This window comes from Micromonospora arida (assembly GCF_042873195.1).
Classification (GTDB): domain Bacteria; phylum Actinomycetota; class Actinomycetes; order Mycobacteriales; family Micromonosporaceae; genus Micromonospora; species Micromonospora arida.
In genome coordinates, this window is record NZ_JBIALC010000001.1 from 659,183 (window position 1) to 682,172 (window position 22,990).

The following is a 22,990-nucleotide window of genomic DNA, read 5'->3' on the forward strand; positions in this document are numbered from 1 at the left end:
TTATTCGCCCTGAGATATACCGACAAAGCTAGTCTGGGCCGGTGCAGGGCGGACCAGAGAACGCGACAACGATCGACGAGCGACACTCGTCCCGGGTGACGTTCGAGGTCAACGGCGAGTCCCGTGAGGTGACCCTGGACAACCGCACCACCCTGCTCGACACGCTGCGCGAGCACCTCGATCTGACCGGGGCGAAGAAAGGCTGCGACCACGGCCAGTGCGGCTCCTGCACGGTGCTGCTCGACGGCCGCCGGGTAAAGAGCTGCCTGGTCTTCGCGGTCACCGTGGACGGCCGGTCAGTGGTTAGCGTCGAAGGGCTTGCCGGTCCGGACGAGCTGTCCCCGTTGCAGGCCGCCTTCATCGCGCACGACGCGTTCCAGTGCGGCTACTGCACTCCCGGGCAGCTCTGCTCCGCACGCGGCATGCTCGACGAGGTCTCCCGAGGTTGGCCCAGCGCTGTCACCGACGACCTGAACACGCCCGCCGACCTGACCGACGCGGAGATCCGCGAGCGGATGGCCGGCAACCTGTGCCGCTGCGCCGCGTACCCGCACATCGTCGCGGCCGTGCGCGAGACGGCGGCGTCCTCGTGAAGGCGTTCCGCTACCACCGGCCCGCCGACGTGGCCGAGGCGGTCGCCGTGCTGGCGGCCGAACCGCAGGCCGCCTACCTGGGTGGCGGCACCAACCTGGTGGACCTCATGAAGCTCGGGGTGCAACGCCCCGACGTGCTGGTGGACGTGACCCGGCTTCCACTCGACACCGTCGAGGGGCTGCCCGACGGTGGGCTGCGGATCGGCGCGACCGTCCGCAACAGCGACCTCGCAGCCCACCCGGTGGTACGCCGCGACTACCCAGTGCTGGCCCGCGCCCTGCTCGCCGCCGCCTCCGGACAGCTGCGCAACATGGCCACCACCGGCGGCAACCTGTTGCAGCGCACCCGCTGCGTCTATTTCCAGGACACCGGCAAGGCGTGCAACAAACGAGAGCCGGGCAGCGGTTGCGCCGCCCTGCACGGCCAGAACCGCGATCTGGCGGTGCTGGACTGGTCCGAGCAGTGCGTGGCCACCCACCCGTCCGACCTGGCCGTCGCGCTGGCCGCCCTCGACACGGTGGTGGAGGTACACGAGGCCGACGGCCCCCGCGACATTCCGATCGCCGACTTCTACCGCTCCCCCGGCACCCACCCGGAACGGGAGACCACCCTGGCCCGGGGCGCGCTGATCACCGCCGTGCGGCTGGCGCCCCTACCGGCCGCGCGCCGCTCGACGTACCTCAAGGTGCGCGACCGGGCCTCCTTCGCCTTCGCCGTCGGCTCGGTGGCCGCGGTGCTGGACCTCGACGGGGACGTGGTTCGCGACGTGCGGCTGGCGTACGGCGCGGTGGCGCACCGGCCGTGGCGGGCGTACCGGGCCGAGCAGGAGTTGCGCGGTCGTCCGTTCAGCCCCGAGTTGGCGGCCCGGGCCGCCGACGCGGAGCTGGCCGAGGCGCGCCCGTTACGGCACAACGGCTTCAAGCTGCCACTGACCCGGGCCATCACCGTGCGGGCGCTCACCGAACTGGCGTCGTCGTGAGCACCGGAGCGGTCGGACGGGCCCATCCCCGGTTGGAGGGCCGCGAGAAGGTCACCGGCACAGCCCGCTACGCCGTGGAGTACCCGGTGGACGGGATCACCTACGGCTGGGCGGTGCCGTCGGCGGTGGTACGGGGCCGGATCACCCGGGTCGACACGTCGGAGGCACTCGCGTCGCCGGGCGTGCTGGCCGTCCTGCACCACGGCAACGCGCCCCGCCTCGCACCCGGTCCGGAGCCGGAGCCGGAGCTGTGGCTGTTGCAGGAGCCGACTGTGCACTACCGGGGGCAGTACGTCGCGGTGGTGGTGGCCACCAGCCTGGAGGCGGCCCGGGAGGGCGCCCGGCTGGTCCGGATCGACTACGACGCCGCCTCACACAGCACCGTGCTCACCGACGACCACCCAGGCCTGTACCAGCCGGACCACGTCAACCCCAGTTATCCGACGGACACCGCCGAAGGCGACTTCGACGCCGGGTACGCGGCCGCCCCGGTGCGGGTGGACGTCACCTACCGGACGCCGGCGTACCACAACAACCCGATGGAGCCGCACGCCACGACGGCGCAGTGGCACGACGGACGGCTGCTGGTGCACGACTCCAACCAGGGCGCGTCGTCGGTGCGGGCCACCCTCGCAGAGTTGTTCGAGGTGTCCCCGGAGTCGGTGCGGGTCGTGACCGAGCACGTCGGTGGCGGTTTCGGCAGCAAGGGTTACGCCAAGGCCGCGGTGGTGCTGACCGCCCTCGCGGCCCGGCACGTGGACCGACCGGTGAAGCTGGCCTTGACCCGCCAACAGATCTTCGGGCCGATCGGCTACCGCACCCCCACCATCCAGCGGGTCCGCCTCGCCTCCGACGCCGACGGGCGACTCACCGCCATCTGCCACGATGCGATCAGCCAGACCTCGACCATCCGCGAGTTCGCCGAGCAGACGGCCGTCTACACCCGCAGCATGTACGCGGCACCCCACCGCCGTACCACGCACCGGCTGGTCCGCCTCGACGTGCCCACGCCGTTCTGGATGCGCGCCCCCGGGGAGTGCCCCGGCGCGTACGCCCTGGAGTCGGCGATGGACGAGCTGGCCATCACGGTCGGCATCGACCCGGTGGAGTTGCGCATCCGCAACGACACGGAGGTCGACCCCGACCAGGGGCGGCCGTTCACCAGCCGCAACCTGGTCACCTGCCTGCGCGAGGGCGCGCAGCGGTTCGGCTGGGCGGACCGGGACCCGACGCCTCGCGCCCGGCGCGACGGGCGCTGGCTGGTCGGAACGGGGGTGGCCGGGTCGAGCTACCCGGCCCGCGCCCGGCCGTCGTCGGCCAGGGCCACCGCCCGCCCCGACGGGAGCTTCCTGGTCCAGATCAACGCCACCGACATCGGCACCGGCGCACGGACGGCGATCTGGCAGGTGGCCGCCGACGCGCTCGGGGTGCCGCCGGAGCGGGTGGAGATCCACATCGGCGACAGCATCCTGCCGACCGCGCCGGTGGCCGGGGGCTCGATGGGCACCGCCAGTTGGAGCTGGGCGGTGATCCGCGCCGCGCAGGCGCTGCGCGAGAAACTGCGCGACGGCGGGCCGCCGACCGGTGAGGTGGCCGCCGAGGCGGACACCACCGACGAGGTGGGCGGGCAGCCCGCGCTGCCCCGGTACGCGTACGGGGCGCACTTCGTCGAGGTACGGGTCGACGCGGACACCGGCGAGGTACGTCTGAACCGGATGCTCGGGGTGTTCGCGGCGGGGCGGGTGGTGAACCCGACGACGGCGCGCAGTCAGCTCATCGGCGGCATGACGATGGGGCTGTCGATGGCGCTGCACGAGGAGGGCCTGCTCGACGAGCGGTACGGCGACTGGGTCAACCACGACCTGGCCACCTACCACATCACCGGCTGCGCGGACGTGGAGTCCATCGAGGCGTACTGGCTGGATGAGCGGGACGACGAGCTGAACCCGGCCGGGGTGAAGGGCATCGGCGAGATCGGCATCGTGGGCGCCGCGGCGGCGGTCGCCAACGCGGTGCACCACGCGACCGGCGTACGGATCCGGGAGCTGCCGATCCGGCTGGACAAGCTCATCGGAGTATCAGACTTGGCTTAAATAAGCCGTCAGTGATACAACTGTCGTCGTGCACGCCTTCGACGTGCTGGGCGATCCGGTCCGGCGCCGCATCCTGGAACTGCTCGCCGGCGGCGAGCAGACCGCCGGTGCGGTCAGCGCGGTCATCCGCGAGGAGTTCGGCATCTCCCAGCCCGCCGTGTCCCAGCACCTCAAGGTGTTGCGCGACAACGGCTTCGCCACCGTGCGGCCGGAGGGCACCCGGCGGCTCTACGCGGTCGACCCACGCCCACTGCGAGAGGTCGACGGCTGGCTGGAGCACTTCCGCCGGTTCTGGACGCCACCCCTGGCGGCACTCGCCACCGAGCTGGCTCGGGGCCGACGCGACCGTCGGCTGCGCGGGCCCGCCGACCCACCCGACGAGAGGAACACCTGATGTTCGACGCCACCGAGCAGATCAACGCCGTCCAGCGGAAGGTCGGCAGCCGCACCCTGGAAGCCGGTGAGGCGCGGGTCACCACGATCAGCCAGACCTACCAGGCGACGGCCGAGGATCTGTGGGACGCCTGCACCAGCGCCGAGCGCATCCCGCGCTGGTTCCTGCCGATCTCCGGCGACCTGCGGCTGGGCGGCACGTACCAGCTCCAGGGCAACGCCCACGGCACCGTCGAGAGTTGCGAGCCGCCGCACCGCTTCACCGCCACCTGGGAAATGGGCGGCGAGGTGAGCTGGATCGAGGTGCGGGTCACCCCCGTCGGCGACGAGCGGGCCCGCCTCGACCTGGACCACATCGCGCACGTCGACCAGGACCGGTGGGCCCAGTTCGGGCCGGGCGCGGTCGGCGTCGGCTGGGACCTCGGGCTGCTCGGCCTCGCCTCGCACCTGGCCGCGGACGGCAGCGGGATCACCCCCGAGCAGGGCGCCGAGTGGACCGCCTCCGCCGAGGGACGACGGGCCATGGAGCTGAGCAGCCAACTGTGGTGCGAAGCGAGCATCGCCGCCGGCACCGACGCGGACGAGGCGAAGGCCGCCGCCGAACGCACCACCGCCTTCTACACGGGCAACCCGGCAGCCTGAGTGCGGGACGAGGCGGCGACGCGGCAGCCTGGGTGGGGATCGGAGTAACGTGCTGCGGCATGACCGGCACGCCGTACTCGCACTGCTCCTACTGCGGCGCTGCCTACCCGCCGGCCGCCGGATGGCCGCGAGTCTGCGCGGTCTGCGGCGAGACCGTCTGGCGCAACCCGCTGCCGGTGGCGGTCGCGGTGCTGCCGGTCCGCACGGCCGAAGGCCTGGGTGTGGTGGTGGTCCGCCGGGACATCGAGCCGGCCCGCGGCCTGCTCGCGCTGCCCGGCGGCTTCATCGAGTACGGCGAGGAGTGGTCCGACGCACTCGTGCGGGAGCTGCGGGAGGAGACCGGCCTGATCGCGGCGGCCGAGGACGCCCGCCTGTTCGCGGTGCACGGGGCCCCGGCGGGCGGCACGATGATGGTCTTCGGAGTGCTGCCCGAGCGCGCGGCCGAGGACCTGCCACCGTCGGCGCCGACCGAGGAGGCAACCGAGTGGCTGGTGCTCACCGACCCGGTCGAGCTGGCGTTCTCCACCCACACCCGGGTACTCGCCGACTTCCTCACTCCCGACCACCCGGCCTGACTCCACCGCCTCGCTGACTGCACGCCCGGCTGACACCGCCGCCGGCACGATCCGGCCGCCACGGGCGGCCCAACGCTCAAGATCGTGCTTGATCCTTGTTGTAGTGGTATCAACAGCCGCCGAAGCCACTACTTCATGGATCGAGCACGATCTTGCGGTGCGGTGCGCCCGACCTGGGCACTGCCCGCTCGCTGTCTCTAGGTAGTCGGCGCCTCGTGGGGCTCGTCCGGTGGCCCCTCCGTGATCGGCAGCAGGACCCGGAAGGTGGTGCGGCCCGGCTCGGTCTCCACCCGGATGTCGCCGTGGTGTTTGTGCACCACGATCCGGTACGAGATGTCCAGCCCCAGGCCGGTGCCCGCGCCCACCGGCTTCGTGGTGAAGAACGGCTCGAAGATGCGCGGGCGCACCTCCGGCGGGATGCCGGGACCGGTGTCAATGATCTCCACTGCCAGTTGGTCGCCGACCCGTCCGGTGCGGACGGTCAGCACACCCTTCTCCCCCATCGCGCCCAACGCGTTGTCGATCAGGTTGGTCCACACCTGGTTCAGCTCGGCCGCGTACGCCGGGACCGGTGGGAGGTCCCGGTCGTACTCGCGGGCCAGCTTGACCTCGGCGGGGATCTTGCCCTTGAACATCACCAGCGTGGCGTCGAGCAGGTCGTGCACGTCCACCACCCGGTGCGGCGCGCGGTCCAACTGCGAGTACTGCTTGGCGGCCCCGACGAGCCCGGAGATCCGGGTGACCGCGTCGCCGATCTCGCGCATCAGCAGCTCGGTGTCGACCGTGTAGGTGAGCCAACGCACCGCCGCCTCCAGGTCCGCGGCGCCGACCGCGGCCTTGACCTGCGCCAGCCAGGCCGCGTCGAGCCCACCGCCGACCAGGATCGGCGCCAGGTCCCAGGCCCCGCCGACGCCATGGTCCTCCAGCCAGTCGGTGAGGGTGTCCTCGGCGTCGGCGGTGGCCATCGGGGTGAGCTTCGGCGCGGTGGCCACCCGGGCGACAGCCTCCTCCTGCAGGGCGACCAGGCCGTGCAGGGCGCTGCCGTCGAGCCGCCCATCGGCGATCATGGCGAGCTTGTGCCGCATCCCGGCGACCCGGTCCCGCAACACCGAGGTGGCGCGCACCGCCGCCGCGGCCGGGTTGTTCAGCTCGTGGGTCAGCCCCGCCGACAGCGAACCGAGCGCCAACAGCCGCTCCCGTTCACCGACGATGGTCTGCGAGTCCCGCATCCCGAAGAACAACCCCTCCAGCAGATGCATCGGCATCGGGAACCAGGACCGCAGGGCGTGCGCGAAGTCCTCCGCCGGCAACACGAAGAACTCCGCGTCGGTCACCGCCCGCAGGCTGTTGCGGTAGATCTGGTCGACCTGGTCACCCAGGTACGCCTGAGTGGCACCGCCGTACACCCCGCGCTGGTCGGTCCGGCTGACCTCGACGTCGTCGCCGCGCACCAGGCGACTCAACGCCACAGCCCCGCGCACCAGCACGAAGAAGCAGGTAGCTGGTTCACCCTCGCCGTACACGAGGGTGCCTCCGGCGCGCTGCTCGACCCGGCCGTGCTCGGCCAGCCAGTCGAGCTGCCCGTCGTCGAGCGCCTCGAACAGGAACAGAGTGCGCAACTGCGCCGGTGTCAGCCGGTCAGACTCGGTGGTCACAGGGACTCCTTCGCTCGCGACTGCGGGGCTCGCAAACCCGGCTCATTGGGCCTCCAGGTAGCGGTGCACCAGCGACACCGCCATCGCACCCTCGCCGACGGCCGAGGCGACCCGCTTGACCGACTCGGCCCGCACGTCCCCGGCGGCGAACACGCCCGGCACGCTGGTTTCCAGGTGGTACGGGTCGCGTGACAGCGACCAGCCGGCCGGCCGCCGCCCTCCGGCGAGCAGATCCGGACCGGTCACGATGAAACCACGGTCGTCGCGGACCAGCACCCCGTCCAGCCAGTCGGTGCGGGGTTCCGCGCCGATGAAGATGAACAGCCAGGAGGTGTCGACCGAACGGGCCTCCCCGGTGCGGGTGTCGCACAGCGTGAGCCGTTCCAGGTGGTCCTCTCCCGCCCCGCCGACCACGGCGGTGTGCGGGTGCACGGTGATCCGGTCGATCCGTTCCAGCTGGTCGATCAGGTAACGCGACATCGAGGCGGTCAGGTCCGCACCTCGGATGAGCAGGTGCACCCTCGACGCGTACCGGGAGAAGTGGACCGCCGCCTGGCCGGCGGAGTTCGCCCCGCCGACGATGTAGACGTCCTGCTCGACGCAGCTCGGCGCCTCGGTGGCGGCGGCCCCGTAGAACACCCCCCGACCGGTGAAGTCGGCCAGCCCCGGGGCGTCGAGCACCCGGTACGACACGCCGGTGGCCAGCACCACGGTGTGCGCGGCGATCTCGGTGCCGTCGCCGAATCGCAGCAGCCGGGCACCGCCGGCCTCGCTGAGACCGACCACCTCTCGGGCGCTGAGCAGTTCGGCGCCGAACTTGACCGCCTGCCGCCGAGCCCGATCGGTCAATTGCGCGCCGGAGACACCGTCCGGGAAGCCCAGGTAGTTCTCGATGCGGCTGCTCTGCCCGGCCTGACCGCCGGTCGCCCGCCGCTCCACGAGCACGGTGCGAAGCCCCTCCGACGCGCCGTACACCGCCGAGCCGAGACCGGCGGGGCCCCCGCCGATCACCACCAGGTCGTAGAAGTCACACGCCGGCACCACCGTCAACCCGGCCAGCGCGGCCAACTCGGCCTCGCTCGGGGCGACCAACGCCTTGCCCTCGGGCGTCACCACCAGGGGTACGTCCGCCTCGGTGGCCCCGGCCGCGTCGAGCAACCGGACGCCCTCCGGATCGTCGGACAACAGCCATCGGTACGGCACGAGGTTGCGGGCCAGGAAGTCGCGGACCTTGAACGACGGCGCCGACCAGCGGTGTCCGACGACCCGGATCTCCGCGCTGGCCGCGTCCGGGGTGACCGCCCACGCCTCCAGCAGGCCGTCGACCACCGGGTACAGCTTCTCCTCCGGCGGGTGCCAGGGCTTGAGCAGGTAGTGGTCCAGGTCGACCACGTTGATGGCCTCGATCGCGGCGTCGGTGTCCGCGTACGCGGTGAGCAGCACCCGGCGGGCCGCCGGGAAGATGTCCATGGCCGCTTCCAGGAACTCGACACCGGTCATCTCCGGCATCCGGTGGTCGGCCAGCAGCAGCGCGACCTGTTCGCCGCGCAGTTTGACCTCGCGCAGCGCGTCCAGCGCCTCCGGCCCGGAGGACGCCCGCAACACCCGGTAGCGGTCGCCGTAGCGGCGCCGGATGTCCCGGGCCACCGCCCGGGACACCACGGGGTCGTCGTCGACGGTCAGGATCACCGGGTTCGCCATGGCGCCATGAAATCACCTGTCGAGGGTCGACCGCACCATCGCCGAAGCCCGGCCGACGGTTGACCGCCCCGCAGACGGGTAAGCCGGTGAGCCGCGCGGGTGGCCGGACATCGACGACCCGCCCGGTTGCCGCGCACACCTCGGGGGGCCCATGGCGGACGCGACACCGACCGGACCGACGACGTCGGGCGGGATCGTGGAACTGCGGGTGCACGGTGTCTCCGGCGCGGGCGCGGACCAGGTGTTGGACCGGCCGTACGTGCACCAGGTCGCCGGGGACCGCAGCGGAGGCTTCTACCGACCGCGCCCCGGCTATCCGGACTCCACCGGCACGGACGGGGTGACGCTGGAGGCGTACCGCTGGAGTGACCTGCCGTCCGGCACGGCCGTGCGGACGCTGTCGCTGGTTTTCCTGCTGCCGTTCATGCTCTGCAACGTGGCGCTCTGGATGCGCCCGGCGAACACCGTCTCGCAGCGCGGCTTCATGGCGTTGTGCCGGGTGCTCGCCCTCACCCTCACCGTGCTCTACGTGCTCTCCATCGTCGGGGTGGCGCTGGACCTGGTCGCGTGGCGCTGCATGGACACCCCGTCCTGCCTGGCCGGCCGGAGCTGGCTGTCCTGGCTCGGCGGGCGCCCGACCGGGCTACGCCTGGGTCTGCTGGCGCTCGTGCCGGTCGGTGCCATCGGGCTCGTCTGGGGGTTGGGCGCTCGCCCGGGCCATTCGTTCGACGCGTTCCGGACGTCGTCGACACCGACGTCGAAACACCAGTTGAGCGCCGTCGGCCAGTGGGACGGCGAGCCGCTGGTGGGCCGGCTGCGCTCGGTCCACGTCGCGGTGGCGTTCGCCACGCTGAGCGCCAGCCTGCTGGCCGCGCGAGCCAGCCAGCACCGCTCGTGGGTGATGGTGACCCTGCTGACGGCCACCGGGGCGGTGCTGCTGGCCTGCCTGGTCCTGGTCACCGTGGTGCCGAGCATCGACCGCACCGACCCGTCGCCCCGGGTGGACGGCGTCTTCCGCGGGCTGCGCACCATCGCCTGCGGCCTGACGATGCTGGTGATCGTGCACGTCGTCATCAGCCCGGCGCCCTGGCCGCAAGGCGGTGCGCTGCCCGGTTACGGCGCGATCGTGGCCTGGCTGTTCGTCAGCCAGACGGTGCTGGTGGTCGCGCTCGCCGTGCTGGTGATCTGGCGGCGGGGCGGCGGGCAGAGCCGGTCACCGATACGCGCGTTGGGAGCGCCGGTCTTCATGACGATCTCGGCCGGGCTCGCCGTGGCGTTCTCGGCCGAGCTGGTCTACCGGGTGGCGGACCTGCTCGATCGCGAGGGGACGACCGCGGACGGCCTGGAGACCAGCCCTCCCCTGGCGTACAAGTGGGCGATCTTCGGGTTCTTCATGGCGGTGGTGACCGCCCTGCTGGTGGCGGCTCTGGTCACCAGGCTGACCCGGCGCGGGCGGCGGCGGGCCGCCCAGGCGATCGTGGCCGCCGACTTTCCGCACGCGCCCGCGTCGGCGGCGGACCGGCTGCGTCGGGTCGAGCGGGCGATAGCCCGGGCCCGCTTCACCGAACGGTTGGAACCGCTCTCCGTGGTGTACGCCGGGCTGGCGGCGCTCGGCCTGTCCACCAGCGTTCTCGGCCTGCTCCAGCTCATGCCGGGCGAGCTGGCGCAGCGCTACGTCGGGGTGCCGGAGAGCATGGTCAACTTCCTGATCGGGTCGGGTAGCTACGTGATCGCCGCGATCCTGCTCGGCCTGGTGGTGGGCGGCATCTTCGCGTACCGGACGGCGCAGTTCCGTCGGTACGTGGGGGTGCTCTGGGATCTGGGCACCTTCTGGCCCCGGGCGGCGCACCCGTTCGCGCCGCCCTGCTACGCCGAGCGGGCCGTGCCGGAGTTGGCCAAGCGAATCACCTACCTGGTGGAACAGGGGCAGGGTGTGCTGCTGGCCGGACACAGCCACGGCTCGGTGCTGCTCGCCGCCACGGTCCTGCAACTGCCCACCCGGATCACCGAGCGGGTCGCCCTGCTGACCTACGGGTCACCGCTGGGCCGGCTGTACTCCCGGCTCTTCCCGGCCTACGCCGACGAGCCGGCGCTGCGGGAGATCGGCGAACGGATCGGCTGGCGCTGGATCAACCTGTGGCGCGACACCGACCCGATCGGCGGCTGGATCTTCGCCTCCCACCGTCCCGGGGAGGCTGAGACGCTGACCGGTCCGCCGGCGACCGTGGACCGGCGGCTGACCGACCCGCGGGATGTGGTGCCGGCGCCCAGCGACAGCGTTCCACCACCGATCCTCGGACACTGGCCGTGTGAGTCGCAGGAGGCGTTCGGGGACGCGGTACGGGACCTGACCGCGCGACTGCGCCCCGCGCGCCCGGCACGCGACTGAGCCGGCCGGTACGAGTGCTCCGGCGGCCGGATATCGTCGCCTGGTGACCCCGTCCAAGCCACCCGCCCGCCGGTTGATCGCCTCGAACAAGAAGGCCCGACACGAGTACACCGTGCTGCGCACGTACGAGGCGGGCATCGTGCTGGTCGGCACCGAGGTGAAGTCGCTGCGCGAGGGGCGGGCCTCGCTGGTGGACGCGTTCGCGCACGAGCGCGACGGCGAGATCGTGTTGTACGGCCTGCACATCGCCGAGTACGCCTACGGCACGTGGACCAACCACGCCCCGCGCCGCAACCGCAAGCTGCTGCTGCACCGCGCCGAGATCGACCGGATCCTGGACAAGGTCCGCGAGGGCGGGGTGACCCTCGTTCCGCTGTCGATGTACTTCGAGAACGGCTTCGCCAAGGTCGAGTTGGCTCTCGCCAAGGGCAAGCGCTCCTACGACAAGCGGCAGACGCTGGCCGAGCGCGACGCCAACCGGGAGATCGCCCGCGAGCTGGGCCGGCACCTCAAGGGACACCCCCGCCGGCCCTGACGCCGCCGCTCGTCCCAGGACACGGCTCGTCCGCACGCGCTCGGAGCGGCGTGCCCTCATGCGGGCTCCTGGTGGAGCGCCTTCGCGCGGGTTTTTGCGGCGCCCTTCGCGGGTGCCTTCGCATGTGCTGCGTGGGGTGGCCTCGCTGACGCGCTCTCGCAGAGGCCTTCGCACGCGCTCCTTCGCGGGGCGGCCCCGCACACGCTCCTTCGCGGGGGCGGCCCCGCACACGCTCCTTCGCGGGGCGGCCCCGCACACGTGCCGCCGCGGGCGTCCGCCTGTTCTGCACCCCACTCCAAGATCGTGCTCGAACCAGGATGTAGTGGCCTCATCGATACGCCGACACCACTACTTCCTGGTTCGAGCACGATCTTGCGGGAGCGCCCAAGAGGGTCGCAGGCGTCCGGAGACCGAGCAGGCGGGCGCAACTGCTGGCGTTGCGACCCTCACGCCCACGCGATTGCTGCCCACGTCGGGCTTCCGCGCTGGCAAATGCGAGCGTTAGGGTGAGCGGGTGATGACGTACCGGATCGGGGAGGCGGCCGACCTGCTCGGCGTCAGCGCCGACACCGTTCGCCGCTGGGTGGACGCCGGGCGCCTGACGGCCGGGCGTGACGAGCACGGCCACCGGGTCGTCGACGGCGTCGACCTGGCCTCGTTCGCTCGCGCTCAGGCCAACGACCCGGATGCGGGTGCCGAGTTCTCCTCGGCCCGCAACCGGTTGCGCGGCATCGTCGTCGACGTCCGTAAGGACACGGTGATGGCCCAGGTCGACATCCAGGCGGGCCCGTTCCGGGTCGTGTCGCTGATGAGCCGGGAGGCCGTCGACGAGCTCGACCTGCGAGTCGGGTCGGTGGCCGTTGCGGTGATCAAGTCGACCACCGTCGTGGTGGAGCGGGCCGCACCCGCCCCGGCGCGCGGACGGTCGGCCAGATGAACGCGCGGGCTGTCGGGCGGATGGGCGCGGGGACGGTCGGGCGGATGGACGCGCGCGCTGTCGGGCGGATGGGCGCGGGGACGGTCGGGCGGATGGACGCGCGGACTGTCGGCCAGGTGAACGCGCCAGCTGTCGGGCGGATGGACGCGCGGGCTGTCGGGCGGATGAACGCGCGGAGCAGGCGTACGGCGGTGGCCGTGCTGGTGGCGGCCGGCCTGGCGGTGACCGGCTGCGGCGCGGGCGACGGCCGGGCAACCGGTAGCGGTGGGGACGGGAGGGTGACCGGCCCGGTGACCGTGTTCGCGGCCGCCTCGCTGACCGAGTCGTTCACCCGCATCGGGAAGGACTTCGCGGCCGCCAACCCGGGCAGCCGCGTGACCCTCAACGTCGCCGGCAGTTCCGCCCTGGCCAACCAGATCACCCAGGGCGCGCCGGCGGACGTGTTCGCCTCGGCCGCCCCGACGAACATGACCACGGTCATCGAGGCCGGCGCCGCCGACGGCACGCCGAGCGTCTTCGCCCGCAACCAGCTGGTGATCGCGGTGCCCCGGGGCAACCCGAAGGCGGTGGCCGGCCTGGCCGACCTGACCAGGCCGGGTGTGAAGGTGGCGCTCTGCGCCAGTCAGGTTCCCTGCGGCGCGGCGGCCCGCACCGCCCTGGACGCGGCCGGCGTCGCGCTGACGCCGGTCACCCTGGAACGGGACGTCAAGGGTGCGCTCGCCAAGGTGAAGCTCGGCGAGGTCGACGCGGCACTGGTCTACCGAACGGACACGCGGGCGGCGAGCGCCGACGTGACCGGCGTGGAGTTTCCCGAGTCGGCGCGGGCGGTCAACGACTACCCGATCGTCGCGTTGAAGGACGCGCCGAATCCGGACGGCGCACGGGCCTTCGTCGCGTACGTCAGCTCGGCGCCGGCGCAGGCGGTCCTTGCCGAGGCGGGGTTCCAGACTCCGTGAGCCAGGTTCACGAGCACAACACACCCCGCCGTCGGCCGGCCACGCCTCGACGGCGCGGTCGGGTGCCGGCGGCGCTGCTGATCCCCGCCGGGCTCGGGTTGCTGTTTCTCGTCCTGCCGTTGGCGGGGCTGCTGATCCGGGCACCGTGGACGACCCTGCCGGAGCGGCTCACCGAACCGGGCGCGTTGACCGCCCTGCGGCTGTCGGTGCAGACCGCCACCCTGGCCACCGCGCTGTGTCTGCTGCTCGGGGTGCCGCTCGCCTGGGTGCTGGCCCGGGTCGAGTTTCCCGGCCGTCGGCTGGTACGCGCGCTGGTCACCGTGCCGCTGGTGCTGCCGCCGGTGGTCGGTGGGGTGGCGCTGTTGCTGGTCTTCGGCCGGCGCGGTCTGCTCGGGGGCTGGCTCGACAGCACGTTCGGCGTCACCCTGCCCTTCACCACGACGGGTGTCGTGCTGGCCGAGGCGTTCGTCGCCATGCCGTTCCTGGTGATCGCCGTGGAGGGTGCGCTACGCGCCGCCGACCACCGCTACGAGGAGGCCGCGGCGACGTTGGGCGCCAGCCGGTGGACCACCTTCACCCACGTCACGCTGCCGCTGGTGGCGCCCGGTCTGGCCGCCGGGGCGGTGCTCTGCTGGGCGCGGGCGCTCGGCGAGTTCGGTGCCACCATCACCTTCGCCGGCAACTACCCCGGTAGGACGCAGACCATGCCGCTCGCCGTCTACCTGGCGTTGGAGACGGACCTGGAGTCCGCGATCGTGCTCAGCCTGGTGCTGCTCGTCGTGTCGGTGGGCATCCTGGTGGCGTTGCGGGACCGCTGGATGACCACCGCATGAGCGACCGACTTCTCGACGCGCGGCTCGTCGTCGACCGGGGCGTCTTCCGGCTCGACGTGCCGCTGCGGGTCGCGCCGGGCGAGGTGGTGGCGCTGCTCGGCCCGAACGGCGCCGGCAAGACCACCGCGCTGCGGGCGCTGGCCGGGCTGCATCCCCTCACCGACGGGCACGTCACCCTCGACGACGTCGACCTGGACCGCCCGACGACCGGTGGCTGGGTGCCCACCGAACGCCGGTCGATCGGCGTGGTCTTCCAGGACTACCTGCTGTTTCCGCACCTCAGCGCATTGGACAACGTGGCCTTCGGGCCGCGCCGGCACGGCGTCGAGCGGCGGGCCGCCCGCGCCACGGCCCGGGATTGGCTGGGTCGGGTGGGACTTGACGCGCAGGCGCAGCGCCGGCCGCGGCAGCTCTCCGGCGGTCAGGCGCAGCGGGTGGCGCTGGCCCGCGCGCTGGCCGTGGCGCCGTCGCTGCTGCTGTTGGACGAGCCGCTCGCCGCGCTGGACGCCCGCACCCGGCTGGACACCCGCGCAGAGCTGCACCGGCACCTGTCGGCGCACGCGGGCGCGACGGTGCTGGTCACCCACGACCCGCTGGACGCGCTGGCGTTGGCCGACCGGCTGGTCATCGTCGAGGGTGGCCGGGTGGTGCAGGAGGGCGACGGGCCGAGCGTCACCGCCCGCCCGCGCACCGACTACGTCGCCCGGCTGGTCGGGCTGAACCTGTACCGGGGTCGCGCCGACGGGCACGGGGTGCGGGTGTCGCCGGAGCTGACCCTCACGGTCGCCGACCGGTTGGACGGCGAAGCGTTCGTGGCGTTTCGCCCGGCAGCGGTGGCTCTGCACCCGGCCCGACCGGAGGGCAGCCCACGGAACATCTGGGCGGGCACAGTGGCCGGCGTCCAGCGCCACGGTGACAACGTTCGGGTGCAACTGGACGGACCGATCGGGGTGGCCGCCGACGTCACGCCGGCCGCCGCCGCCCAGCTGCGGCTGATCCCCGGCCAGCGGGTCTGGGTGGCGGTCAAGGCGACCGAGACCCACGCGTACCCGGCCACCGGCTGACCCGAAGCCGGCCACAGCGTCACCGGCTGGACCCGGCCGGCGCGTCCGTCGCCGCCGCCCTTGCCACGCCGACCGCCGGCTACCCGTGGACGCCGACCGGGTTGTCCCGCCAACTCGGGACCGGTCAGCCGGCACGACACTGCCGCACACCCGGCGCGTCACCCGCCTCAGCGGGTGCGGCCAACGCGGCGCGAGTCAGCCGGCGAGCAGGTCGGCATGCGCGGCGCGGCACCCGCTGAGGCGGGTGCGGCCAACGCCACCCGGGCACGGACGCGAGTCAGCCGGCCAGCAGGTCGGCATGCGCGGCGCGCAGCCGGGCCAGCGTCTGATCGCTGCCCGGGACAACCCGGCTGTCCAGCTCGGCCCATGCCTCGGCCAGCGCCGCGCGGACCGCGCCAAGCTCGGCGGCGTGCCGCTGTGTGCTGCGCCGGTGCTGCTCCTCGAGGCGGCGGGCCCAGCCGGCGGTGACCGTCGCGAGCCGGTCGGCGTCGGCGCGGGCCTGGGCGCCGCTGCGGGCGGCTGCGGCGGGGACGATCGCGGCGACCGGGCGGGGATCGCCGTCGCGGGTGACGACGGTGACCGCGTCGGTCAGCTCGGCCAGCGCGACGAGCTGGCTGAACCGGGTGCGCGCCTCACGCAGCGGCACGGAACGCGGCGGGTCGGAATGAGGGGTGAGCGCGGGGACGGCCATGGATGCATGGTGCCGCGCGGGTATGACAACTATTCGCTGTCGTCAGTGGACGGTGCGTGGCGCGGCAGACCACTCGTCGGCCAGCACCGACCAGACCTCAAGGTCGATCCGACCGTGCGGACCCGGGCTGACCTGGCGCAGCGTGCCGTCGAGGCGCAGGCCGAGCCGGTCGGCGAGGGCCTTGCTGCGGGTGTTGTCGGCGTTGGTACGCCACTCCACCCGCTGGATGCCGCGCTCGCGCACCGCCCAGTCGACGATCCGGCGCACCGCCGGGGCGACCAGGCCTCTGCCCTGCGCCGCCGGCTCCACCCAGCAACCGACCTCGCAGACGCCCCGGGTCACGTCGAACGACACGAACATGACCCCACCGACGAGCGTGTCCCGCCACCACAGCCCCCAGATGCCACCGCTGTCGCTGGCCCAGCGGTCGGCGTACCGCTGCAACACCGCACGGGCCGACGGCAGGTCGGTGGCGACGAAGGACGGCGACACCCAGGGCTGGATGTGCTCACGGGCCCGATCGAGGTGGGTGAGGAACTCCTCGGCCCGCCACGGGTTCAACGGGCGCAGCTCGACGTCCTCGTCAACGGCAGGGCGAACACCGGGCCTCCAATCAAAGCGCTTCTCACGTCCGTAGCAGGCTCGCACAGGCACCTCGGTCGAGGCACGGCCGCCCGCAGCGCCCACGCCGGCAGGTGGGCCCGCAGCGCTCACCCCGGCAGGTGGGTCTGCAGCGCGGCGAACTGGGCCACTGTCAGGTAGGAGGGGTTGGCGGCCTGCGGCTGACGGAACACCTCCAGGGCGGCGAGCCGGTCATCGGCGCGCAACAGCAGCCGGGAGACCCGGTCCCGTTCGGCGAGGATGGGCAGAACCAGCGGCACCGACCACGGCTGCCCCGGTGCGCCTGGCTCGGCCGCCCCGGCGACCCGCCCGACGCCCCACACTCCGTACGGCAGTCGGCCCCGGCTGCCGCTGGCCCAAAAGACGACCGGCTGCCCGGCGCGCATCAACCGCGCCCGGTAGCCGGGACGTACGCACCAGCTCGTCACCAGTGGCTCACGGGCGAACCGGGCGGCGAGGTCGACCAGGTCCGCGTTGCCCTTGATCAGCCAGGCGCCCAGGTCGTCGAGGCGTACCCGTGGCTCGGTCATCGCATACATCTTGCCCGGCCGAGGGCAGCGCCAATCAGATGATCATGTGGGTCCAGTAGCTGAGCCAGAGCACGAACAGCACGCCCTGCACCACGGCGAGCGTCGCGGTCAGCCACACGTCGACGCTGGCGTGGCGGGCCCAGCGGGCCAGCACCAGCGCCACCGGAAACGCGGCGAGCAGATAGCGCAGCAGGCTCTTGTACACCGGCGGGCCCATCGACAGCGGCACCAGCACCATGAGGACGCCGTACACCAGGTAGGCCAGCTCCCGGCGGCGGAACCCGGCGACCAGCACGGCGAGGACGGCCACGGCGAACCACACCCGGGCGGCGTCGCGCGGCTCCCCGGTCAACCCGTTGAGCAGCACCGGAACGGGGTTCTGCACCTTGATGCCCCATCCGGTCGCCTGGGCGTGCTGGTAGGCGAACCAGTCCCCGCCCCGCCACCGGCAGTACGCCATGAAGGTGAACCATCCGGCGGGTAGCAGCACCAACGGCCAGCCGATCCGGAGATAGCCGAGCAGGGCGCGTGGGCCGAGCCGCCAGTCGTGCTGCCCGAGCAGCACCAGGGCCAGCGGCAGCGCCACGAGCAGGCCGACGGAGCGGCTCATCGCCAGGAAGTAGCCGATCACGCCGACCAGCAGCCACCGGCGGCGCTCGGCGTAGTAGAAGGTGGCCAATGCGAGGCAGACGAAGAGCGATTCGGTCAGCGCGGCCTGGAACAGGAACGCGGTCGGCAGCAGCACCAGGTAACGGGTGAACCGGCGGGCCGCGTCCGCGTCGCCGAGCAGCAGCTCCGCCAGCCGGTAGCCGTACCAGAGCGCCAGCAGGAACGCGACGTTGCTGATCAGCAACAGGGCCAGTGCGGTGTCGCCGCCGAGCACCGCGCCGAGGGGCCGGGCCAGGAACGGGTACAGCAGCGGAAATCCGAAGTCTCGCCACGGCCCGGTCAGCGGCAGCTCGCTCAGCCGCAGGTAGAGCAGCGAGTCCCAGGCGAACCAGAAGGAGATCCACCGATGCCCGGAGATTTCCCGCTGTTGCGCCCACATCAACGCCTCGTCGGCCGGCGGCGCGTCGGGGATGTCGTCCCAGGCGTGCAGGACCAGGAGCCCGAGCAGGGTGAGCAGCAGCTTCGCGCCGAGGAACAGGCCGATGACGTACGGCCAGGGCGCCGGCATCCGGCGGGCCAGGAGCACTCCGCCACGGCCGGCCGCGACCGCCCGGGCGGCCAGCGTCGTCGCGCCGCTGCGCCACCGGTCCATCCGTCCCGCTTCCCCGATCCCCCGGTCGCACGGGGGGAGTCGCTCTTCTCGTGGTACGCCGGAGCGCGCCCCGCCGAAGCGAGGACCAACCACTACTAAGTGTGACATTCTGCGCTTAACGGCTGGACGCCGCGCCTCAACCATGGCGATGAGCAGGGAGCGCGTCAGCATGAGCGAGCAGAACGGCACGGTGGTCATCGGTGCGGGGCCGGCCGGGCTCACCGCGGCGTACGAGCTGCTCCGGCACGGCCGGTCGGTTCAGGTGTTCGAGGCCGACGAGGTGGTCGGCGGGATCAGTCGGACCGTGGAGCGCGACGGGTGGCGGTTCGACATCGGCGGGCACCGGTTCTTCACGAAGGTGCCCCGGGTGGAGGCGTTCTGGCACGAGATCCTGCCGGACGAGGACTTCCTGACCCGGCCCCGGATGAGCCGCATCTTCTACCGGGGCGCTCTGTTCAACTACCCGCTCAGCGCCGTGAACGCGCTGCGCAACCTGGGTCTGCCGGAGGCCGTCCGCTGCCTCGGCTCGTACGCCCGCGCCCGGCTGCGGCCGCCACGGGACCAGTCACACTTCGAGGGCTGGGTGTCGGCCCGGTTCGGCTGGCGGCTGTACTCGATCTTCTTCAAGACCTACACCGAGAAGGTCTGGGGCATGCCGGCGGACCGGCTGCAGGCCGACTGGGCGGCGCAGCGGATCAAGAACCTGTCGCTGGCCGCGGCGATCCGCAACGCGCTGCTGCCCCGAGGCCGACGCACCGACGTGACCAGCCTGATCGAGGAGTTCCAGTACCCGAAGTACGGGCCCGGGATGATGTGGGAGCGCTGCGCCGAGCAGGTTCGCGAGCGGGGCGGGCAACTGTCCACCGGCAGTTGGGTCACCGCCGTGCACCGAGACCCGGCCCGTCGGCGGGCGATCAGCGTGACGGTCAACGGCGCGGGCGGGCAGCGTACCGAAGCTGCCGACCACGTGATCTCGTCCATGCCGATCTCGGAGCTGGTGACCGCGCTGCATCCGCCGCCACCGCCGGAGGTGCTGGCCTGCGCGGCCGACCTGCGCTACCGCGACTTTTTGACGGTCGCCCTGGTCGTGCCGGCGGAGTTCTCGTTCCCGGACAACTGGATCTACGTGCACGACCCGGGGGTACGGGTGGGCCGGATCCAGAACTTCGGCTCCTGGTCGCCGTACCTCGTCAAGGACGGCCGCACCTGCCTGGGCCTGGAGTACTTCGTGTTCGAGGACGACGAGATGTGGCGTACCCCGGATGCCGACCTCGTGGCCCTCGCCACCGCGGAGCTGGAGCGGTTGGAATTGGTTCGACCCGGCGTGGTGGAGGCCGGCTACGTCGTGCGCATGCCCAAGGCCTACCCGGTGTACGACGAGCGCTACCAGCACAACGTGGACGTGATCCGGGCCTGGCTGACCGAGGCGGTGCCGAACGTGCACCCGGTGGGCCGCAACGGCATGCACCGCTACAACAACCAGGACCACTCGATGCTGACCGCGATGCTCACCGCAGAGAACATCGCCACCGGGAGTACGCACGACGTCTGGTCGGTCAACGTGGAGCAGGACTACCACGAGGAATCCTCCGGAGGCGACAGCCGGCGGGGCACCGGCCGGGACGCTCCGGTGGTGCCCAGCCGGATCATCGCGGCCCCGATCACCGTGCCGGAGGGGTCGGACGACCGCGCCCCTGTCGCAGCTCCCCCGTCTCACGCGTGAAGCCGAGCATTCTCTCACGGCACGGGTCGACGGACGGGGTCATCGGCACTCTGCGGAGAGGTGCTCAACGTGGCAGGTGCGTGCAGTGGGCCACTGTGGCGTCGTCCGGGCTGTGCGCATCCGCGTCACCGGTGGTCTGCGCCTCGGCCTGCCGGACGCAGGCGATGACGCCGGCCGGCCCGCTGGCCCGAAGCAGGTCCAGCACGCCCGGCCAGTCGGTCCGACCGTACGGGCTGACGATGCGGCTGGCGCCGTTGCTGAGCAGGGCGACACCGTTCACGTCGGCGAGGGATCGGCTGCCGGTCACCGCTTCCCGCGCGGCGCGCGGGTCGTCCTTGGCGATCCAGTAGCCGCCCGGCTGGTTCCGGCGGGCACGCAGCGCGGTGGCGCAGGAGGCTCGCACCCGGTCGTACGCTGGCGTTTCCTGAGCAATGCCGGCCAGCGGCGCCGAGCATTCCCGCCGGGCAGTCATCTCGCGCTCATCGGTGATCACCAGCGGGCCGGCGTCGACCTGGTCGATGACGAGGAAGGAGTCCGCGAGCAGGAGCCAGTCCAGGCGGTCCTGGCGGGCGCGGACCATCGCGACGGTGGCCTGCGGGCTGCTGGGGTCCGCGATGTCGCAGGTGTCGCCGTGCTCGGCGGCGATCTCGCCGATGGCGGTGGCGAGGATCGTGGCGAGCTCTCGCCCGTCGCCGCGCGACAGGTAGCCGAGCAGCACGCCGCCGAGGCGGTGCGTGTACCAGGCGACGCCGTGGGAGCAGAGTGACTCGGCTCCCGGAATGCCGGCACCGTCGAGCAGGACGACGGCGCCGGGAACCGCACCGACGAAGTCCTCGTTCGACCGGTTGGCCCTTCCGGCGCTCGTCGCCAGGCTGACGTCCACTCGTGGCCTCCTGTCTGGATTCGGGATCACGTCGCGGGTCGGCTGGTGATGCCGTCCAGGATGGTGGTCAGGTTGTGGTTGAAGGTCTCCTCGGCGTTGAGGTGGGCGCCGTCGATGACGAGTCGGGCCACGGTGGGGTACCTGCCGGTTTTCAACATGCGCGTGAGGTAGGGGCCGAGGCTGGCCTGGAAGGCAGCTTCATCGGTGCCGGTGGCACGTGCGGTGCGTCGTTCGGTGACCTCTCTGCGGACCGATCCGACGATGAAGGCGTTGAGGGCGCCCACGGCTCGCTGGAGATCGTCAATGTCCCGCACGCCGGGGGCCGCACTGAGCGCCGCGGCGGTCGCTTCGCCCACGGCGAGCGCGTGTGGTCCCAGGTGTGGCCGTCCGCCGAGCACGTCGGAGAACCACTCGTGGTCAAGGGCGGCGTCGCGGGTCGCGTGGGCGATGGCCAGCACGGTGTCGCGCCACCCGGAGCGCTGGCCCACCTCGGCGATCCGGGCATAGACGACGTCGACCATGAGATCGAGCAGCTCCGACTTGTTGATCACGTAGTCGTAGAGCCGCATCGGCCCGACACCGAGCTCTTTGGCGATCTTGCGCAATGACAGCCCGTCGAGGCCGTGCTCGTCGGCAAGCCGGATCGCCGTAGCGGCGATCTTCTCGCGGCTCAACGGCACCGGCACCGCCCGCGGCTGAGGTTCGGGCCGCTCCCAGACGGGCAGGGGTCCGCTACCGTACGGTGTATCCACCAATACAGTGTACGGTAGCGCCGTGAGAACGCGAATTGCGATCGCCGGTGGCGGACTCGGCGGGTTGACGCTGGCACGGATCCTGCACCGACACGGCATCGACGCGGTGGTGTACGACCGGGAAGCAAGCCGATCCGCGCGCCCCCAGGGCGGCGCCCTCGATCTACACCCGGAGTCCGGGCAACTGGCCCTGGCCGAGGCCGGTCTCGCCGGCCAGTTCCGGTCGGAGGCGCGGCCCGAGGGCGAGGAACATCGCATCCTCGACCCGACCGGACGCACCCTGGTCCACCACGTGCCGCACCCTGGCTCGTTCTCCGGACGTCCCGAGATCGACCGGGGCGCACTACGTGATCTCCTGCTCGACTCCCTCCCCGACGACACGGTTGCCTGGCGGCACCGGCTCGTCGCGGCGACCCACCGACCCGCCGAGGGCTGGGACCTGACGTTCCACGACGGTCAACGAGCCAGCTGCGACATCCTCATCGGCGCGGACGGCGCGCGCTCAGTCGTCCGGTCCCTGCTGACCGACGTCGAACTGTCCTACGTGGCCACTCTCGTGCAGCTGAGCGTCGTAGACGTCGACCGGCGCCATCCCGATCTCGCCGAGCTGGTCGGCCCCGGGAACCTGTGGTGTATCGGCGTGAACCAGATCCTGGCAGCGCAACGTCTCGGCGACGGCAGCCTCCAGGTCGGGATATCGCTGCGCGCGGAGGACCGGCCCCTCGACACGTACCGCAGCAAGCACGCCCTGCTGGACCTGTTCGCCGGCTGGAACCCCCGCCTCACCGCACTCATCGAGGCCGCCGACGGCGCGCCGACGCCACGCCTGATCGAGGCGATGCCCATCGGTACACGCTGGACCAGCCGGCCGGACGTCACCCTCATCGGCGACGCCGCACACCTCATGCCACCGGTCGGCGAGGGCGCCAACCAGGCCATGCTCGACGCCGCAGAACTCGCCGGCCAACTCGCCGCCAACCCCGCCGATCCGAATTCGGCGATTCGGGCGTACGAAGAGTCGATGTTCAGCAGGATTCACCCGATCGCCGAAATGTCCGCACGAGTCCAGGCGATGATGCTGTCCCCTACCGCGGCGGAAGACATCGTTCGCTTCTTCACCCGACCGGCGGAGCCGGCACGCAAAGATTGACATCTGGCGTTGTCGACGCGGGTGGCGATAATC

General features: G+C 72.2%; 21 protein-coding genes and 1 pseudogene. 14 read left to right on the forward strand and 8 right to left on the reverse strand.

Going from position 1 to position 22,990, the window contains the following annotated elements; translation table 11 throughout:
• The first annotated feature begins 95 nt into the window (after nucleotides 1–95).
• Genes ACFYP0_RS03255 through ACFYP0_RS03280 form a run of 6 tightly spaced genes read left to right on the forward strand, consistent with a single transcriptional unit; the run spans nucleotide 96 to nucleotide 5,276 of the window.
• Entirely contained in the window at nucleotides 96–593 is a 498-nt protein-coding gene (locus ACFYP0_RS03255) for a 2Fe-2S iron-sulfur cluster-binding protein (RefSeq protein ID WP_355498050.1), read from the forward strand.
• Complete coding sequence (locus tag ACFYP0_RS03260; protein WP_355497987.1) at nucleotides 590–1,573, forward strand: FAD binding domain-containing protein; 984 nt, start codon at nucleotides 590–592, stop codon at nucleotides 1,571–1,573. Before ACFYP0_RS03255 ends, ACFYP0_RS03260 begins: the two co-directional genes overlap by 4 nt.
• Entirely contained in the window at nucleotides 1,570–3,666 is a 2,097-nt protein-coding gene (locus tag ACFYP0_RS03265; RefSeq protein WP_355497984.1) for a xanthine dehydrogenase family protein molybdopterin-binding subunit, read from the forward strand. Before ACFYP0_RS03260 ends, ACFYP0_RS03265 begins: the two co-directional genes overlap by 4 nt.
• 28 nt (nucleotides 3,667–3,694) lie before the next feature.
• Complete coding sequence (locus ACFYP0_RS03270) at nucleotides 3,695–4,060, forward strand: ArsR/SmtB family transcription factor (RefSeq protein WP_355497981.1); 366 nt, start codon at nucleotides 3,695–3,697, stop codon at nucleotides 4,058–4,060.
• Nucleotides 4,060–4,701 (forward strand): SRPBCC family protein, encoded by a 642-nt coding sequence (locus tag ACFYP0_RS03275; RefSeq protein ID WP_355497978.1) that lies wholly within the window; start codon nucleotides 4,060–4,062, stop codon nucleotides 4,699–4,701. Before ACFYP0_RS03270 ends, ACFYP0_RS03275 begins: the two co-directional genes overlap by 1 nt.
• 59 nt (nucleotides 4,702–4,760) lie before the next feature.
• Nucleotides 4,761–5,276 carry an NUDIX domain-containing protein gene (locus ACFYP0_RS03280; RefSeq protein WP_355497975.1) on the forward strand — a complete coding sequence of 172 codons (516 nt, stop codon included), beginning with the start codon at nucleotides 4,761–4,763 and terminating at the stop codon, nucleotides 5,274–5,276.
• A 197-nt stretch (nucleotides 5,277–5,473) separates the two neighbouring features.
• Here the strand turns inward: ACFYP0_RS03280 and ACFYP0_RS03285 are convergent, their stop codons facing one another.
• Both ACFYP0_RS03285 and ACFYP0_RS03290 read right to left on the reverse strand, forming a co-directional pair.
• The gene (locus tag ACFYP0_RS03285) at nucleotides 5,474–6,931 is read right to left on the reverse strand and encodes an ATP-binding protein (RefSeq protein WP_356978444.1); all 1,458 of its coding nucleotides are present in this window, start codon (nucleotides 6,929–6,931) and stop codon (nucleotides 5,474–5,476) included.
• A 42-nt stretch (nucleotides 6,932–6,973) separates the two neighbouring features.
• Nucleotides 6,974–8,632, reverse strand: coding sequence for an FAD-dependent oxidoreductase (locus tag ACFYP0_RS03290; RefSeq protein WP_091398639.1), 1,659 nt, complete (start codon nucleotides 8,630–8,632; stop codon nucleotides 6,974–6,976).
• 151 nt (nucleotides 8,633–8,783) lie between these two features.
• Between ACFYP0_RS03290 and ACFYP0_RS03295 the strand changes: the two genes are divergently transcribed.
• The 6 genes from ACFYP0_RS03295 to ACFYP0_RS03320 all read left to right on the forward strand — a co-directional run bounded on the left by ACFYP0_RS03295 (nucleotide 8,784) and on the right by ACFYP0_RS03320 (nucleotide 15,346).
• On the forward strand, nucleotides 8,784–11,021 hold the full coding sequence (locus ACFYP0_RS03295) for a hypothetical protein (RefSeq protein ID WP_356978446.1): 2,238 nt from the start codon (nucleotides 8,784–8,786) through the stop codon (nucleotides 11,019–11,021).
• A 43-nt stretch (nucleotides 11,022–11,064) separates the two neighbouring features.
• A complete protein-coding gene (smpB, locus tag ACFYP0_RS03300) occupies nucleotides 11,065–11,556 on the forward strand; it encodes an SsrA-binding protein SmpB (RefSeq protein WP_124856073.1) in 492 nt (163 codons plus the stop codon).
• Between the two features lie 517 nt (nucleotides 11,557–12,073).
• On the forward strand, nucleotides 12,074–12,493 hold the full coding sequence (locus ACFYP0_RS03305; RefSeq protein WP_386994179.1) for a TOBE domain-containing protein: 420 nt from the start codon (nucleotides 12,074–12,076) through the stop codon (nucleotides 12,491–12,493).
• Nucleotides 12,494–12,657: 164 nt separating this feature from the next.
• The gene (gene modA / locus ACFYP0_RS03310; protein WP_356978578.1) at nucleotides 12,658–13,449 is read left to right on the forward strand and encodes a molybdate ABC transporter substrate-binding protein; all 792 of its coding nucleotides are present in this window, start codon (nucleotides 12,658–12,660) and stop codon (nucleotides 13,447–13,449) included.
• On the forward strand, nucleotides 13,446–14,282 hold the full coding sequence (gene modB / locus ACFYP0_RS03315; RefSeq protein WP_356978450.1) for a molybdate ABC transporter permease subunit: 837 nt from the start codon (nucleotides 13,446–13,448) through the stop codon (nucleotides 14,280–14,282). The genes modA and modB overlap by 4 nt, the downstream gene beginning before the upstream one ends.
• Nucleotides 14,279–15,346 carry an ABC transporter ATP-binding protein gene (locus tag ACFYP0_RS03320; protein WP_356978452.1) on the forward strand — a complete coding sequence of 356 codons (1,068 nt, stop codon included), beginning with the start codon at nucleotides 14,279–14,281 and terminating at the stop codon, nucleotides 15,344–15,346. Before modB ends, ACFYP0_RS03320 begins: the two co-directional genes overlap by 4 nt.
• Before the next feature lie 277 nt (nucleotides 15,347–15,623).
• Here the strand turns inward: ACFYP0_RS03320 and ACFYP0_RS03325 are convergent, their stop codons facing one another.
• The 4 genes and pseudogenes from ACFYP0_RS03325 to ACFYP0_RS03340 form a co-directional block, all read right to left on the reverse strand.
• Nucleotides 15,624–16,037, reverse strand: coding sequence for a type II toxin-antitoxin system Phd/YefM family antitoxin (locus tag ACFYP0_RS03325; protein WP_356978454.1), 414 nt, complete (start codon nucleotides 16,035–16,037; stop codon nucleotides 15,624–15,626).
• A gap of 42 nt (nucleotides 16,038–16,079) precedes the next feature.
• A pseudogene (locus ACFYP0_RS03330) lies at nucleotides 16,080–16,639 on the reverse strand (GNAT family N-acetyltransferase).
• A 108-nt stretch (nucleotides 16,640–16,747) separates the two neighbouring features.
• A complete protein-coding gene (locus ACFYP0_RS03335; RefSeq protein ID WP_356978456.1) occupies nucleotides 16,748–17,188 on the reverse strand; it encodes a hypothetical protein in 441 nt (146 codons plus the stop codon).
• 34 nt (nucleotides 17,189–17,222) lie between these two features.
• Nucleotides 17,223–18,449, reverse strand: coding sequence for a hypothetical protein (locus tag ACFYP0_RS03340; RefSeq protein ID WP_355497957.1), 1,227 nt, complete (start codon nucleotides 18,447–18,449; stop codon nucleotides 17,223–17,225).
• A gap of 169 nt (nucleotides 18,450–18,618) precedes the next feature.
• Between ACFYP0_RS03340 and ACFYP0_RS03345 the strand changes: the two genes are divergently transcribed.
• A complete protein-coding gene (locus ACFYP0_RS03345; RefSeq protein WP_355497954.1) occupies nucleotides 18,619–20,172 on the forward strand; it encodes an NAD(P)/FAD-dependent oxidoreductase in 1,554 nt (517 codons plus the stop codon).
• Nucleotides 20,173–20,236: 64 nt separating this feature from the next.
• Here the strand turns inward: ACFYP0_RS03345 and ACFYP0_RS03350 are convergent, their stop codons facing one another.
• Both ACFYP0_RS03350 and ACFYP0_RS03355 read right to left on the reverse strand, forming a co-directional pair.
• Nucleotides 20,237–21,055, reverse strand: coding sequence for a hypothetical protein (locus ACFYP0_RS03350; protein ID WP_355497951.1), 819 nt, complete (start codon nucleotides 21,053–21,055; stop codon nucleotides 20,237–20,239).
• Between the two features lie 26 nt (nucleotides 21,056–21,081).
• Nucleotides 21,082–21,807 (reverse strand): TetR/AcrR family transcriptional regulator, encoded by a 726-nt coding sequence (locus tag ACFYP0_RS03355; protein WP_355497948.1) that lies wholly within the window; start codon nucleotides 21,805–21,807, stop codon nucleotides 21,082–21,084.
• Nucleotides 21,808–21,829: 22 nt separating this feature from the next.
• Between ACFYP0_RS03355 and ACFYP0_RS03360 the strand changes: the two genes are divergently transcribed.
• The gene (locus tag ACFYP0_RS03360; RefSeq protein ID WP_355497945.1) at nucleotides 21,830–22,957 is read left to right on the forward strand and encodes an FAD-dependent oxidoreductase; all 1,128 of its coding nucleotides are present in this window, start codon (nucleotides 21,830–21,832) and stop codon (nucleotides 22,955–22,957) included.
• Nucleotides 22,958–22,990: the final 33 nt, after the last annotated feature.

Excerpts from the sequence above, each read along its gene's own strand:
- ACFYP0_RS03275 (WP_355497978.1), top strand. The coding sequence starts at position 4,060 with ATGTTCGACGCCACCGAGCAGATCAACGCCGTCCAGCGGAAGGTCGGC.
- ACFYP0_RS03280 (WP_355497975.1), top strand. The coding sequence starts at position 4,761 with ATGACCGGCACGCCGTACTCGCACTGCTCCTACTGCGGCGCTGCCTAC.
- ACFYP0_RS03290 (WP_091398639.1), bottom strand. The coding sequence starts at position 8,632 with ATGGCGAACCCGGTGATCCTGACCGTCGACGACGACCCCGTGGTGTCC.
- ACFYP0_RS03295 (WP_356978446.1), top strand. The coding sequence starts at position 8,784 with ATGGCGGACGCGACACCGACCGGACCGACGACGTCGGGCGGGATCGTG.
- ACFYP0_RS03305 (WP_386994179.1), top strand. The coding sequence starts at position 12,074 with ATGACGTACCGGATCGGGGAGGCGGCCGACCTGCTCGGCGTCAGCGCC.
- modA (WP_356978578.1), top strand. The coding sequence starts at position 12,658 with ATGAACGCGCGGAGCAGGCGTACGGCGGTGGCCGTGCTGGTGGCGGCC.
- ACFYP0_RS03320 (WP_356978452.1), top strand. The coding sequence starts at position 14,279 with ATGAGCGACCGACTTCTCGACGCGCGGCTCGTCGTCGACCGGGGCGTC.
- ACFYP0_RS03325 (WP_356978454.1), bottom strand. The coding sequence starts at position 16,037 with ATGGCCGTCCCCGCGCTCACCCCTCATTCCGACCCGCCGCGTTCCGTG.
- ACFYP0_RS03335 (WP_356978456.1), bottom strand. The coding sequence starts at position 17,188 with ATGACCGAGCCACGGGTACGCCTCGACGACCTGGGCGCCTGGCTGATC.
- ACFYP0_RS03340 (WP_355497957.1), bottom strand. The coding sequence starts at position 18,449 with ATGGACCGGTGGCGCAGCGGCGCGACGACGCTGGCCGCCCGGGCGGTC.
- ACFYP0_RS03345 (WP_355497954.1), top strand. The coding sequence starts at position 18,619 with ATGAGCGAGCAGAACGGCACGGTGGTCATCGGTGCGGGGCCGGCCGGG.